The organism is Thermodesulfomicrobium thermophilum DSM 16697 (assembly GCF_059568695.1).
On sequence record NZ_JCANTW010000011.1, the window covers coordinates 172,201 to 186,122 of the forward strand.

At 63.5% G+C, this 13,922-nt stretch carries 16 protein-coding genes; 1 reads left to right on the forward strand and 15 read right to left on the reverse strand.

Annotated elements, in window-relative coordinates; genetic code table 11:
• Window position 1 precedes the first annotated feature (1 nt).
• The 15 genes from BR00_RS02115 to htpG all read right to left on the reverse strand — a co-directional run bounded on the left by BR00_RS02115 (window position 2) and on the right by htpG (window position 12,705).
• Complete coding sequence (locus BR00_RS02115; protein WP_496475967.1) at window positions 2-1,147, reverse strand: aminotransferase class I/II-fold pyridoxal phosphate-dependent enzyme; 1,146 nt, start codon at window positions 1,145-1,147, stop codon at window positions 2-4.
• Entirely contained in the window at window positions 1,132-1,512 is a 381-nt protein-coding gene (locus BR00_RS02120) for a hypothetical protein (RefSeq protein ID WP_496475968.1), read from the reverse strand. Before BR00_RS02120 ends, BR00_RS02115 begins: the two co-directional genes overlap by 16 nt.
• Window positions 1,490-2,632 (reverse strand): beta-ketoacyl synthase N-terminal-like domain-containing protein, encoded by a 1,143-nt coding sequence (locus BR00_RS02125; protein ID WP_496475969.1) that lies wholly within the window; start codon window positions 2,630-2,632, stop codon window positions 1,490-1,492. Before BR00_RS02125 ends, BR00_RS02120 begins: the two co-directional genes overlap by 23 nt.
• On the reverse strand, window positions 2,629-2,988 hold the full coding sequence (locus BR00_RS02130) for an acyl carrier protein (protein WP_496475970.1): 360 nt from the start codon (window positions 2,986-2,988) through the stop codon (window positions 2,629-2,631). Before BR00_RS02130 ends, BR00_RS02125 begins: the two co-directional genes overlap by 4 nt.
• A complete protein-coding gene (locus tag BR00_RS02135; protein WP_496475971.1) occupies window positions 2,985-3,701 on the reverse strand; it encodes an SDR family NAD(P)-dependent oxidoreductase in 717 nt (238 codons plus the stop codon). The genes BR00_RS02130 and BR00_RS02135 overlap by 4 nt, the downstream gene beginning before the upstream one ends.
• Window positions 3,698-4,009, reverse strand: a complete 312-nt coding sequence (locus BR00_RS02140; protein WP_496475972.1) for an ApeI family dehydratase — start codon at window positions 4,007-4,009, stop codon at window positions 3,698-3,700. The genes BR00_RS02135 and BR00_RS02140 overlap by 4 nt, the downstream gene beginning before the upstream one ends.
• Entirely contained in the window at window positions 4,000-4,977 is a 978-nt protein-coding gene (bioB, locus tag BR00_RS02145; RefSeq protein WP_496475973.1) for a biotin synthase BioB, read from the reverse strand. Before bioB ends, BR00_RS02140 begins: the two co-directional genes overlap by 10 nt.
• A gap of 43 nt (window positions 4,978-5,020) precedes the next feature.
• A complete protein-coding gene (locus BR00_RS02150) occupies window positions 5,021-5,455 on the reverse strand; it encodes a CBS domain-containing protein (protein ID WP_496475974.1) in 435 nt (144 codons plus the stop codon).
• A gap of 38 nt (window positions 5,456-5,493) precedes the next feature.
• Window positions 5,494-6,156 carry a hydrogenase nickel incorporation protein HypB gene (hypB, locus tag BR00_RS02155; protein WP_496475975.1) on the reverse strand — a complete coding sequence of 221 codons (663 nt, stop codon included), beginning with the start codon at window positions 6,154-6,156 and terminating at the stop codon, window positions 5,494-5,496.
• A 40-nt stretch (window positions 6,157-6,196) separates the two neighbouring features.
• Window positions 6,197-6,550 (reverse strand): hydrogenase maturation nickel metallochaperone HypA, encoded by a 354-nt coding sequence (hypA, locus tag BR00_RS02160; protein WP_496475976.1) that lies wholly within the window; start codon window positions 6,548-6,550, stop codon window positions 6,197-6,199.
• Complete coding sequence (locus tag BR00_RS02165; protein WP_496475977.1) at window positions 6,543-6,884, reverse strand: hypothetical protein; 342 nt, start codon at window positions 6,882-6,884, stop codon at window positions 6,543-6,545. Before BR00_RS02165 ends, hypA begins: the two co-directional genes overlap by 8 nt.
• A gap of 12 nt (window positions 6,885-6,896) precedes the next feature.
• Entirely contained in the window at window positions 6,897-8,528 is a 1,632-nt protein-coding gene (locus tag BR00_RS02170; protein ID WP_496475978.1) for a hypothetical protein, read from the reverse strand.
• A 185-nt stretch (window positions 8,529-8,713) separates the two neighbouring features.
• Window positions 8,714-10,282 (reverse strand): ATP-binding protein, encoded by a 1,569-nt coding sequence (locus BR00_RS02175; protein WP_496475979.1) that lies wholly within the window; start codon window positions 10,280-10,282, stop codon window positions 8,714-8,716.
• A gap of 134 nt (window positions 10,283-10,416) precedes the next feature.
• Complete coding sequence (locus tag BR00_RS02180) at window positions 10,417-10,722, reverse strand: IscA/HesB family protein (protein WP_496475980.1); 306 nt, start codon at window positions 10,720-10,722, stop codon at window positions 10,417-10,419.
• A gap of 99 nt (window positions 10,723-10,821) precedes the next feature.
• Window positions 10,822-12,705, reverse strand: a complete 1,884-nt coding sequence (gene htpG / locus BR00_RS02185) for a molecular chaperone HtpG (RefSeq protein WP_496475981.1) — start codon at window positions 12,703-12,705, stop codon at window positions 10,822-10,824.
• Between the two features lie 86 nt (window positions 12,706-12,791).
• Here htpG and BR00_RS02190 point away from each other — a divergent pair, with 86 nt between their 5' ends.
• On the forward strand, window positions 12,792-13,919 hold the full coding sequence (locus tag BR00_RS02190) for an AI-2E family transporter (RefSeq protein ID WP_496475982.1): 1,128 nt from the start codon (window positions 12,792-12,794) through the stop codon (window positions 13,917-13,919).
• The last annotated feature ends 3 nt before the right edge of the window (window positions 13,920-13,922 follow it).

Consider the following 13,922-nt stretch of genomic DNA (forward strand, 5'->3'; position numbering starts at 1 on the left):
GTCACTCCGTAAGTTCGTGAAGCGCCTGGGCTATGGCGCTGGTAAGTTGGTGGAGATGCTCTTCGGTATGCTGGGCCGTGACCACCACGCGCAGGCGCGCAGCACCCAAGGGCACCGTGGGGTAGCGGGCGGCAAAGACGAGAAATCCAAAATCTCGAAGACGCCAGGCGACCTTGGCGGCGCGGGCTTCGCTTCCCAGCACCACGGCCAGGATGTGGTGGGCCCCCAGCACTGGGACGCCAAGGCCCTGAAACAGACGGCGGGCCAAATCCGCCAGGTGGGCCACCTGGCGCCGCCGGTCTTCCTGCTGCCGGGCTTCGTGGACCACGGCAGTGATGAGCGTTCCCATCCACGGCGGAAGCGCTGTGGTGAACATGGCCGAAGGCGCAAGATGCAGCAGGGCGCGCCGCACTTGCGGCGGTCCGAGCACTGCTCCGCCTACCAGCCCCAAGGCCTTGCCCAGGCCAACGGTGCGCACCGGGGCGTATCCCTCGCCGAGGCCCTGGCCGTGCGGTCCGAGCACCCCCACGGCGTGGGCCTCGTCGAGGACAAGCAGGGCGTCGTGCTCGCGGCAGTACTGCGCCATGGCCGGGATGTCGGGGCTGTCGCCATCCATGCTGAAAAGCGACTCGCTCCAGACAGCGGCCACCGGCGCGTTCGCAAGGATGCGGGCAAGGTGGGCGAGGCGATTATGGCCAAAGGAGCGCACCTGGGCGCGGCTGGCGGAAAGCCCGTGCAGGATGCTGCCGTGCACGTGTTTGTCCACCGCCACCAGGTCGTCTCCTTGAAAGAGGGACGCCACCGCGGCGTTGGCCTGCGTGGCGCTGGGAAAGAGCAGGGCGTCAGGGGCGCCGCACCAGGCGGCCAGTGCTGCTTCCGCCTCGTCCAGTTCCGGGCTCTGACCGCTGACCAGGCGCGCCGCCCCCGCCCCCAGGCGTCTGGGCCGCACCGCATTCCAGATGCGGGCGGCCATGTCTGGATCCCTTGCGATCCCCAGGATATCGTTGGACGAAAAATCCACCAGCCATTTTCCGTCCACCCGCACCATGGGGCCGTGGCGGTCTTCCACGGGCAGCACCTCACGGCCAAGGCCGGAGGCGTCCAGGACACGGAGACGGTCGTAAAGTGTGGTCAGGAAGCGAGCCATTGGAAACGGTTCTGGAAAAGGGGGTGCGGGGAGGCTTCCGGCAGAAGGGCCAGGGTCACTGCGGCCGGAGCGGCCAGAAAATCAGCCTCCACCTGGTAGCGTGCGCCGGAAGCGGTTTCGGCCTGAAGATCGACGCGAACGTGGGTGCCGCGGCCGGGCTGCAGGCGAACGTCGGCCATGGAAACCAAGCGGACCTGCACCATGAACCGGGCCCTCCAGCGGGCGTGCAGGCCGCACGCCTGGGCCAGGGCTTCCAGGAGCATGGCCGGACTTCCCCCCCGGGCCTCGGCTTCCAGATACTCCGGGGTAGAGGCATGGATATGGCGGAGGGCCTGGCTGGGATCAAACCGGGGTTCCCAGGGCATGGGTCAACTCCATGAGCACGGCAGCAGCCTGGCCGCCGAAACCAAAGCTTTCTACAAGCACAAAGCGCGGCTGCCACGGCCGGCATGCACGCATGAAGGGCAGCCGGGCGCACGGGGTGGCAAGGCCGCGCACCGGCGGCACGAACCCATGGCTGCGGCAGGCGAGCAAGAGGGCAAGCTCCATGAGTCCGCAGGCGGCGGCCCCGTGCCCCAGCCAGGACTTGAGCGCCGTTACCGCACCTGGAAAATCGCTGCCGAGCAACGCTTCCAGCATGGCGGCTTCGGCCGCGTCTCCAGCTCGGGTGCCGGTGCCGTGGGCCAACACCACAAGCTGAGAGGGGTCCACCGCCGTCCCCTCGAGGGCGCCACGCACCACTGGGGCCATGGTTTCGGGGTTGGGGTCGGTGAGTTCGCGGCCGTCGATGCCTATGCCGGTGCCGAGGACGGAGGCGAGGATACGGGCCCCGCGGCCGCGGGCGTGGTCTTCGGATTCCAGCACCATCGCGGCCGCCCCTTCGGCGGGGATGAAGCCGTTTCGCTCGGTATCGAAGGGGCGGATGTCTGCAGGGGTGAGGACCCCGGCGCTGGCGTACGCCGCTACCGCGCGTTCGCCCACCCGGCTGTCGGCGCCGCCCACCAGGGCCACGGCGGTGCGACCCTCGGCGATGGCCCGGGCTCCCCAGGCCAGGGCTTGCGTCGAGGCCGCGCATGCCCCGAGCAGGGTGGCGCTTTCGCCGTGGATGCCCAGGGTCGCGGCCACCAGGGAAGTGGTGGTGGAAGGCATGGCGGACAAAAGCCATAAGGCCTGGGGCGGGGCTGCTTCCAGATGCGGGCCAAGGCCGAGAAAAAGCGCCGCCTGGGAAAGTGGAGGCGCAAGCCCCGCATCCGCCACCGCCTGCACCGCCGCAGCCACGGCCAGGCGCCCGGCCCGGCAGAGGTAGCGGGCGTTTTTCATGGGGCCCACGAGGGCGCGCACATTGGGGGAAGGTGCCGGGGCCACCGGATACCCCCATGGCGATGGGGTAAAGGGCGCTTGCCCTCGGCGCACCGCCTCGGCCATGGCCTGCGGGGTCTCTCCCAAAGGGGTGATCGCCCCCCAGCCGGTGAGCACAACCTTCATGACCGAGCGTGGACGGCGTAGGCCGCAAGATCCGCCACTTGCAGCACCGGACCGGCATCGAGGTCCGCAAGGATGGCGCTGATGCGGGCTGCGCTCAAATGGGGATAGCGCTGCGCCAAGGCCGCTTCGGGCGCGGTCTTTGCGTCCGCGGCGCGCAGCAGTACCAGACGCAGGTCCCGCAAAAACAGGGTATCGTCCTGCACCGGGATGCCCAAATGCTGCTGCATGGCCACGCCGATTTCCAAAAGGTCGATGGACTGGGCGCCCAGATCCCGCACCAGGTAGGTGGCGGGGGTGATGGTGTGCGGGTCTTGGTCCATGATATCGGCAATGATTCGAATGATTTCGTCAGTCATGATGAATACTTGCGCGCTAAGAGTCCGGCGTCCACGGTGATAGAGGTCAAACGGATGCACAGCCCTTGGTCGGAGAGGAGAAACACCATGCAGGAGGCGGCGTCCTCGGCAGATACCCAGGGGAGCTGGGGGTGGTGCTCAAGAAAGGCGGCTCCGCGGCCGGCCTGAGTCAGACCAAGGCGCAGGTTCACGGTGCTGACCCCGCGGCCGGCGAGTTCCACCCCAAGGGTGTGGTAGATGCCTTCAGCAGCCCGTTTGAGGGCGCTATAGAGCCCTTGTCCTGGGGCAGGAACAGCGGCGGCGGTGGAAGAAACGTAGAGCATGCGCCCGAAACGACGGGCGAGCATGCCACGGCCCAGGGCACCGACGATCCGGTGACGGTGCGCCCCCATGGCCATCCAGGCGGCTTGGGCCTTGGCGGGGTCAAGGGAGAGCAGCAGGGCGTCGTCTTCCCGCAGGTGCGCCAGATCCACCAAATAGTCCACCGGCGGCGGGTTTTCGGCCAATGCCCATACGCTTTCCGCTTCTCCCAGGCGCACGGTGTATATCCGCTCCGGTGGCAGCAGGGTGGCGAGGCGGGCTCGTCCGTGTGCGGAGGCGGCGGTGGCGAAGACTTCGAGCCCTTCGGCGTCGAGAAGCGGAATGAGGGCCAATCCGAGGTCGCAGCTTCCACCCAGAAGGAGCACGCGGCGGCCCTGAAAGGTAAGCTTCATTGCACAAGCTCCGCGGAGACGAGCGGGGTGTCCTGGCCGTCAACGAGCATGCCGCGCACGCCGCCTTGCTGCTGAGTGACGCACAAACGGTAGCTCCCCGGCGGCACCGGGGCGTGGCAGCGCAGCCGCCGTACCGTCCATGTTTGCGCGGCAAGGTGCTCGGCCAGGTGCAGCACGGCCGCCAGGACCAGGGATCCGGGAAGCAGGGGGGACCCGGGAAAGTGCTCCCGTACCCAAGGGTCGTGGGCGGAAAAGGAAAGCCGCGCCGTGACCTGGGATGGCGAGGCTGCCGTTATGGTCAAATCCATGCCCCGGCCTCCAGCATGGCTTGGTCTGCGGCAAGATCCCGCCCCGGAGTCGTGAGGTAATTGCCGAGCATGTAGCCGGTGGCGCCGGCGAGAAGCGCCCAGGACTGGTAGTCTCCGAGTACGCGGCTACGTCCGCCGGCAATGGTGATGCCGGCGCGGGGCACGAGCACGCGGAAAAGGGCGATGCTTTTGAGGGCCTCGGCCGGGGCAAGGAGGGGCTGGGTCTCCAGCGGGGTCTTGGGGATGGGGGTGAGAAAATTGAGGGGTACACGGTCCACTTCGAGGTCGCGCAGGGTACAGGCGAGCTCGATGCGCTCGGCCCATCCTTCCCCAAGGCCGAGGATGCCGCCGCAGCATACGGACAGTCCATGGGCTTTGGCCCGCTCCACGGTGGCGATGTCTTCGGCGTAATCGTGGGTGGAGCAAATGCGGGGGAAGAACGATGCCGCGGTCTCCAGGTTGTGGTGGTAGCGTACCAATCCTGCCTGCCGCAGGCAGCGGGCGTCCTCTTCGGAGAGCAGGCCCAGGGATGCGGCGATTTCCAGGTTCGTACGCCGACGCAAGGTCGCGACCACCCGGCATACGGTCTCCATCTCCCGGGGTAAGAGGCGCAGGCCGCTGGTGACCAAGGAAAAGCAGCGCACGCCCCAGGCGGCGGCTTCTTCACCGCGCGCCACGAGGCTGGCCTCGTCCAAGAGGCCGTACTGCGAAACAGCAGTGGGCCAATGACTGCTCTGGGCGCAAAAGGCGCAGTTTTCCGAACAGCGCCCGCTCTTGGCGTTGACGATGGCGCAGTGGTGTGCGGCTTCGCCGAGAAAGGCCCGGCGGATGGTGCGGGCTGCCAGAAGCAGGCCTGGAGTCTCGGAGTCGGGCAGGAGAGCGATCTCCTTCGCCGTCTCAGGGGAGACTGTGCCGCCGGCAAGCACCGTTTCCAGGGCGGATTGGATGAGGGGATGGATGGCGTGCATGCCGCTTCGCCTACGAATCCATCCCCCATGATGTCAAGTCCTCTTAGGCGTCGTCCTCGTCCGTGGCTTCGAGGAGTTGGATGGTCAGGCGCAGAAAATCGGCCTCGGTGATGATGCCGCAAAGCTTGCCCTGCTTGAGCACCGGCAGGCAGCCGAATTTGCCCCTGAGCAGGATGGTGGCGGCCTCTTTGAGCGGGGCGTCCTCACGGATGGTGGTCACTTCCTGCTGCATGATTTCCCGCACGGGAATGGTGGACTCGATCTCTTCCCGAGTTGCGGAATCGATGCCTGCAAGCTTGGAAACCGTAGCGGACAGGATATCCCGGTGGGTCACCAGGCCCACGAATTTCCCGGCGTCGTTCACGATGGGGATATGGCGGATGCGGGCCAGGCTCATGAGGTCCTTGGCCGCGCTCAACGTATCGGTTTCCTTGAGGGTGAACACGTCTTCCGTCATGATGTCCTTGACTTGGAACATAGGGCCCTCCTTTGAAGAATGCTTGCAACGCCTGCGACCTAGCGTGCCGTCCGTTTGGCCTCCAGGCTCTTGCGCAGCCACGCATACCATGCGTCCATGCCGTGGCCGGAAAGGGCCGCCACCTCGAAGATCTCCAGCTCAGGGTTGACGGCGCGGGCAAAGGCGCTCGCCCGGGCGGTATCAAAGGGCACGTAAGGCAATAGATCGATCTTGTTGAGGAGCATAACCCGGGATTGGGAGAAGATGAAGGGATATTTTTCCGGCTTGTCGTCTCCTTCGGTAACGCTCAGGATGGTCACCTTGGCGTCCTCGCCCAAAGAGAACTCCGCCGGACAGACCAAGTTGCCCACGTTTTCGATGATGAGAATGTCCAAGTCTTCCAGACCGAGTTGTTCACAGGCCTCGCGCACCATGGCGCTGTCCAGGTGGCAGCCGCCGTGGGTGTTGATCTGCACGGCCCGGGCGCCGGTGGCGGCCACCCGGCGGGCGTCGTTTTCCGTCTGGCAGTCGCCCTCGATGACGCCGAAGCGCAACTGCTCACGCAAATCCGTAAGTGTGCGCTCGAGGAGGGTGGTCTTGCCCGACCCCGGAGAGCTCATGAGGTTGAGCACCAACAGGCCGTGACGGGCGAAGATCTGGCGCAGCTCTTCGGCGCCGGCGTCGTTGGCTTCGAGGATATTCCGCGCGACTTCCACTTGCATGGGCTCTTCTCCTTGAAAGAAGTTCATGTTGCGGGCCGGACTACTCGGCCTCGATGTGGTCGATGTACAGTTCTCTCCCAGAAAGGACATGGTGGCCGAGCTCCGTGCCACAGGCCGGGCAGGGCATCAAGAAGCGTTCCTCCTCCGATGGAGAAAACTCCTCGCCGCACTGGCGGCAGCGCACCCGCAGCGGCACCATTTCGGCCTCCAAGCAGGCCCCGGCGAGATCCGTGCCCACGGTCAAGACTTCGAAGGCCGTCTCCAAGGCTTCGGGCACTACAGCCGAAAGCTCCCCGTGTTTCACCCGCACCCGGACAAGACGAGTAAGGCCATGCTTGGCCATTTCTTCGCGCACAATGGCGAGGATGCCCTCCACCAAGGAAAGTTCATGCATGGTCGACTCCTGTTTCACTGCGGTAGGCGGTATCCAGGGCGTGGTCGAGATGGATGGGCACGGCCCGAATAGCGCCATTTTCCAAGAAATATCGGGTCATCCGCCATTCGGCATGGTCGATGACGTCCACCACGCCGCGGCCTGTAGTCCCCAAGACTTCACGTATTGCGTGAAGATCGCTCTCCACATCCCGCCACAGACCTTCGTGGACAAAGTCGAGGCTCCCATCCGCCTGGCGGGTGATTTCGTAATCGGCCACAATCTGCGCGATCTGGGAAATGATGGATTCGGACGCTGCAGCAATGTGACCATACACGCGAAATTCAGCGCGCACGCAATCCTCCTCTCAGCGTTGAATGCGGGCGCACTGGTATCCGCTTTGGGCAAGCAAGGCTACTGTGGCCGGCAGCGGGTCTTCCAGGAGGGCGATGGGGGGCTCGCCATCGATGAGCCATGCAGGGATTTGGATGGAAAGCTCGTTGGCGCCGCGCACCCAGGAAAGGGAGACATGTTTGGAAATCAGGTGCTTTTCATGCCGCAAGAAGGCCAAGATCTGCCCCGGCGAGGTCAGCGGACGGATCTCGGGGAAGCGTGCGTCGAGCTGCCGGTGGAGCCAGGCGGCGTTGGCCGCAGGAAGGAGCATGGCCGCCCCGGGGAGCGCTGGCGGAGCAAAGGACGCCCCGCTGGCATCGGTCTCCAAGAGCGTCACCTCCGCAGCGGACAACAGCTCCCGCACCCCTTGCGGAAGCGGTGGGGTATGTGGGGCCTGGTGGGTCCACAGGGCTACGGTGCGTCCGCCATCCAAGACCGCCACCAGCGATGCCTTGAGATTGATACTCATGCCCTGGCGCGGAAGCACCAGATTGCGCCCTTCGGGCCACAGGTGCACGCGCTGTGGGAAGGCGCCTGCCAGCGCCTGGAGCACGGGACGCAGCTGCCAGTCCGCAGGCACCATGATGGGGATAAAGCCTGCAGCCCGGGCGCTCTCCACCCAGGAGGCGGGCTTGGGGGCATCCAGGAAGAGGACGCGCTCTCCCCACGGCGTGGAGAGGGCCGGTGTTTCGCGCAGATTGACGGCAAACCAACTGCCGTCTTCCAAGGGAAAAAGGGCTTCTTCTCCGGGGATGAAGGTGAAGCCAAAGCCTTGAAGAAGCCGACGGGTTTGTGTCCGGGTATGCTCGAGAAAGCGTAGCGAGGGAAGTGGAGCGGTGGGCGGTGGAGGTTCGGATCCGCTCCGCTCGATGGTGCTTTGAGGGCCATCGCCGCTTGCGGACACGGCCGGTCCCCCTGGAGCGGCAGGGCTCGTGTCGTTTCCTCCCGTGCCGCCCTGGGCAGAGCCGCCTCCTCGTGTGGCATTTTCTCCCGCACCCAAGGGACCGTCTTCGTTGGGAGATGCGTCTTCTGTGCTGGCAGAGGATGCGTTGCCTTCGGCGTCGCCCCGCCAGGGGGCCCCGGCGGGGAGTTCCAAACGGTCGCCGGCGCGCAGGGCGTCAAGGTTTTGGATGTGGGGGTTGCACTGTCGTACCAGATCCAGAAGATGGCCGTAGATCTCGGCATCCGAGGCACCTGTCTCCCGCCGCAGGATCTGGAGCAGGGTCTCTCCGGGCTGGACCACATATTCTTTGCGCAGCATGGTCGTCGGGGCGGAGGCAGTACTCCGTTGCGGGGTAGATGGTCGGGAGGTTTTTGGAGCCCCAGGCAGATAGAGTACTTGACCGGCGCGCAGGTGGTTGAAGTCCGCCACATGCGGGTTCATGGCCCGCACCTTGGGAATGATTTGGGGGAAATCTTCTCGGGAAAAACCAGCGTCCTCAAGGATTTTGTAGAGCCATTCCCCTTCCCGCACCACGTGCTTGGGCCCCTCTGGGGCCTTGCCCGCAGCAGTCTTATGAAAAAAAAGCCGCACGTTCTCCTCGCCCCAACACACCGAGGCCAGGAGAGCGAGCACCACCAGAAAACATAGGCTTGACCGACGCAATGGCTCCTCCCGGCCGGGGGACATACGCGAGAGTGCCTTGGTTGTCACCCCGTGCGGTCAGAGAGAAACGTCTCCGTGCCGCCAGCCGCAACCGTGGCATCTCGTCTTCGAGGGCCGGCGCGCCGCCCAGGCTCCGCCAGACAGTCGCGGCATCAACAAAGAGGACGCTCCCTCGGAGACGCGCGTTACGCCACCTCCCAGCCCACGATCTGGCGCCTTACCTTGCTGAATTCCACCCCCACCTCCACGACCCGCTCCACTGCTGCCTTGCCCCGGTAGGCCGCGGCGTAGTTCCTTTCCTGGATCTGCCGCAGGGCCTCGCCCGTAGGGGCGTCGCCGTCGATGACCTTGAACTCGAAGATCCAGACGACAGGGCCGGCGATGACCACCAGGTCCAACCGCCCCGGGGTGCAGACGCGCTCCGGGATGGTCATCACCCCCAGGCCCGCCAGGTGACTGTAGAACACACTGGCGAAATAGCCTTCGTACTGGGCCATGGGGTTTTTGCGGTACCAGTCCGCCGGGATGCCGGCAAAGAGGCTGCGCATGTGCTCACCCAGGCCGTGGGCGTCGCCCTCCTTGAGCATGGCCGTGAGGGCAAAGCTCGGGGCATGAGGAAGCTCAGGCACCAAGCCCCGCACCAGGGCGCGGTTGAGGGCCACGCGCACCTCGCGGTTGGGAAGGCCAAGCTCGTACTCCACCCCTTCTTCGCTGCGGTGCACGCGGGTGATGGTGACGTAACCCGTCTGCCAAAGCAGGGCCTCGGGAGCGATGGCCTCCACGTCAAAGGCCGAAAGCAGGGCGTCGTCGGCGTACAAGCGCTCCAGGCGCGGGGTGAAAAAATGGTGCCGCGAGAGCCAATCGATGAGAAAGGTGGGCGTGGCGGTCTCGAACCACCAGGCGCGGAACTCCCGCTTGTCAAAAAGGAGCAGCACGTCGAAAGGATTGTAGACGCTTTCCCCGCTTCCCCAGCGGTACCCGTTGTACCAGGTGCGCACGGCATCGCGATCGAGAGCGCGGCCTTCCTTGGCGGCGGCGGTGAACTCCGGAGCGAAGACCGCATCCAGGTCTGCTTCGGTATAGCCGCAGATGGTGGCGTAGCGCTCATCCACGGTGATGTCGTTGAGGTTGTTGAGCCCGGAAAAGAGGCTCACCTTACTGAATTTGGAGACCCCGGTGAGGAAGACGAAGCGCAGGTCCGCATCCCGGCCCTTGAGCACGGAGTAGAGGTTGCGCAGGCCCTCGCGCATGGCCCGCGCCGTGTCCGGATCGGTGAGATTGTCGAGGATGGGCTTGTCGTACTCGTCGATGAGCACCACGGTTTGACGTTGGTGCTTCTCCGCCGCGCGGGTGATGAGTTGGCCGAAGCTACCGGAGATGTCGTCCAGATCATCGAGTCGCACCTGGAGACGCTCGGCGTTTTCGCGCAGGATGCCGCGGATGCGGCGGTCCAAATCCGCCCGGCGCTCCAATCGGCCCTCGGCGAAGGAGATGCGCACCACCGGATGGCGCCGTTCCCAATCCCAGTGATTTTCCAGGTACAGCCCAGTGAAGAGCGCGCGGTTTGCCGCAAAGGCCTCGGCCAAGGTGTCGAGAAACAGGGATTTACCGAAGCGCCGCGGCCGGGAGAGGAAGTAGTAGCCCCCCTCACTGGCGAGCTTGGCCACGAAGGGAGTTTTGTCCACGTAGTAGCACTGCTCTTCGCGGATTTTGGCGAAAGTCTGGATGCCGATGGGCAGTTTTTTACGCTCCATGAGGACCTCTCAAGTGGGAAGAGACGAGGCTTTTGGTGTACCCACGCGGACAGGGGAAGTCAAAAACACCGCTCCAAACAAAAAAGCCCAGGGTTTCCCCCAGGCTGTGGTCTCGTCTGCGATATGGATTCCTGCTAGCCGCAGGACGAGCAGGAACTGCAGCCCGAACTGGCGACTTTCAGGCGTGACTCCACATTGAAGCCGTAGTGGTGATTGAAATCCACTCGAATGGGGGACACTTCCTGAAGCAGCTTTGTTTCAACCAAAAACGTGTATCCATCCACATCCAAGACCGTATCGCTGTCTTTTCGCTCATCCAGAGCGAGGGCCAAACGCGGCCCCCCTCAGCCAGCGGCGAGATACACGCGGATGGGGGATACGTCTTTTCCCGCAAAGTGCATGTCCAACTGCTCCTTTGCGGCCTTGCTCAATTCAAACATGAAAACCTCCTCGAATTGGTAATGCCAGAGGCTTGAGGGCTAGCCAGGAACCCCGGGAGTGTCAATGCAAAGAACCCGTCTCTATAGAACTCCCTGATATCACTCCTTGGGCGCGTGCCAAGCGCTGGCCTCTTCCAAAAGTCGGTACGTCCGCTCCACCAGAGAATGGGGATCCGCCAAGTAGCCGTCCTGGAGCAGGGCCGCCTCGAAGAGGCCTTCCACCGCCATGGCCAAGAAGGGATCGTCCGGGGTGTGCTGGGCCATCTTTTGCAGATTGTGCACCAGCGGGTGTTTGGGGTTCACCTCCAGGACTTTTTGTGGAATGGAGGTGTCCTTGGCCAAAATCTGCATGATGCGGTGCATTTGCGAGGTGGAGCCATCGGGGCTCACCAAACAGGCTGGGCTGTGGCTGAGGCGCTTGGATGCGCGCACCTCGGTCACGCGGTCTTTCAGGATCTTGCCCATGACCGTCAACAGCGCGTCCATGCCTTCGGCTTCTGCCTGGTGGGGGGTGGAAGCTGCGTCGGCCGAGGCCGCGTCGGGAAGGTCTTCCAACTTGCTGAGATCCGCGTTTTCCGCAGCCTCGAGAGGGAAGTCCCGGTAGCGCCGTACGGCCTCCATGACAAATTCGTCGATGGGGTCGAAGAGGTAGAGCAGCTCGACCCCCTTGGCGCGGAAGATCTCCACATGAGGGTTCTTTTCGATGGCTTCCCGGGATGGGCCGGAGATATAGTAGATGGCCTTTTGCCCTTCTTTCATGCGGCTCACGTACTCTTCCAGGGAAACCAGGGCGCCGGGGTCGGAAGCCGCCGAGGAGTGGAAGCGCAGAAGCCCTGCAAAGGCCTCCTGGTTGGCGAAGTCCGCGTAGCCCATTTTGAAGCGCTTGCTGTGCTCCTTCCAGAAGGCGGCATAGCGCTCCTGGTCTTGAGCAAGCTTTTGGAGTTCTCCCAAGACCTGCTTGGTGATGGTCTGGGCGATTTTGCGAATGACGCGGTTCTCCTGCAAGGTCTCGCGGGAGATGTTGAGGGGCAGGTCTTCGGTATCCACCACGCCGCGGACGAACCCGAGGTATTCGGGGATGAGCTCTTTGTTCTTGGACTGAATGAGCACACGGCGTACGTAGAGATCAAGGCCGTGGGCGTCGCGCTCGATACCGAACACATCCATGGTTTTTGGGGGAATGAAGAGGAGCGCCGAAAATTGCACCGGCGCATCGACACTGATGTGAATGGTGTGCGTTGGATCTTCGGTATCCAGAGTGAGGAAACGATAAAATTCGCTATACTGCTCCTTGGTGATGGAAAACTTGTTTTCCCGCCACAGGGCCGGAACCGTGTTCACCTTTTCGCCGTCCACATACACGGGGAACGAGACAAAGTTGGAGTGCTTTTTGATGACGGCCGCCAGGCGATCTTTGTTCGCGAACTCGGCGGCGTCTTCCTTGAGGTGGATGTGGATGGAGGTGCCACGGGGCAGGGCTTCGTCCAATTCACGAATGCGGTACGACCCCTGTCCATTGGAGATCCACTCCACGGGTTTGGCCTGAGGCTGGAAAGAACGGGTACGCAGGGTGACCTGGTCGGCCACCATGAAGACCGAGTAAAAGCCTACTCCAAAGCGCCCGATCAGGTTGGAGGCGTCGCCGCCGCTTTCCTTGGCCTTGGCGAGGAAGTCCGCGGTCCCGGAATGGGCGATGGTGCCGATGTTGGCCACGACTTCTTCTTGGGTCATGCCGATGCCGGTGTCCGTGATGGTGATGCAGCGGCCGTCGGCGTCGGTGGTGATGCGGATGGCAAGCTCGGCTTCCGGGTCCTGGATATCCGCGGAGCGGGCCTGCTCGAAGCGCAGTTTGTCCAAGGCGTCCGAGGCGTTGGAGATGAGTTCGCGCAGAAAGATCTCGCGGCTGGTATAGATGGAATGAGTAATGATCTCCAAAAGTTGTCGAATTTCGGTCTTGAATTCCATCTCTTGCGTTTGCGTCATGGATGTGTTCCTCCAACAGGGTGTGGTGTGGTGCACCGATAGGTAAGAGGCCATTGAAAACTGTCAAGCGAAAGCGTGGAGGAACGATGCTCGGTCATGAGCCGTGGACTTTTGATCGTACGGTGCGTTTGGCCCTGGTTGCTGCCGTAATTTGGGGGGCAGTCCGGCTGTTGGGGGCGCTCAGTGACGCCATCATCCCTTTTCTCATGGGGCTCCTTTTCGCCTACGTCCTCGATCCCGTGGTGCGGCGGGTGGAGGTGCGGGTCCGTTCCCGGCAAGCGGCCATTGCCGTGGTGCTTTTGGGCGCCGTCGTGACATTGATCCTCGCTGGAGCGCTCTTCACCCCGATGATCGCCCGGGAAGTCACGCACATGGCCCGCCTGGCCCAAGAGGTGCTTTCCAACTCCCGTCTGGCCGCCGAGGCCGCCAAGCGGCTTCCTCCGGATATCTGGGAAGCCGTGCGCGGTGTGTTGGCCAGCCCCGAAGTGCAGGACTTCTTGCGCAGCGATAGTGTGTTTTCCATAGCCCAAGGGATGCTCCGCCGTATCGTGCCGGGGATCATGGGGCTGATCAGTGGGGCCTACAGCATGGTCATGGCCGTGGCCGTGGTGCTGGTCATTGGGCTCTACACGGTGTTTTTGCTCTTGGATTTCGAGTCCTTGCGCCAGAGATGGCATTCCGTGCTTCCTACATCCTGGCGGCAGCCGATACTCGAATTTCTTGCGGAGTTCGACAGCGCTATGAGCCGCTACTTTCGCGGCCAAGCCCTGGTGGCCGGCACCGTGGGCATCCTTTTTGCCATTGGCTTTAGCCTGATCGGGCTGCCTTTGGCCGTGGTCTTAGGGCTCTTTTTAGGGCTGCTCAACATGGTGCCGTATTTGCAGACGGTCGGATTCGTGCCTGCCGTGCTGTTGGCCGGAGTGCACGCCCTGGAGACCGGGACGTCGTTTTGGACGGTGTTGGGGCTCGTGTTGGTGGTTTTTGCCGTTGTCCAGGCCATTCAGGACATGGTGTTGGTGCCGCGCTTTTTGGGCAAGGCCATGGGTCTCTCTCCGGCGTGGATACTTTTATCTCTTTCCATATGGGGCAGTTTGCTGGGCTTTTTGGGTTTGCTCCTGGCCTTGCCGCTTACCTGCCTCCTTTTTGCCTATTGGCGTCGTCTGATCGCCAGTGACGAAGGTGCGCGTCTGGACAATATCACCGCTCCCCTTTAGGTA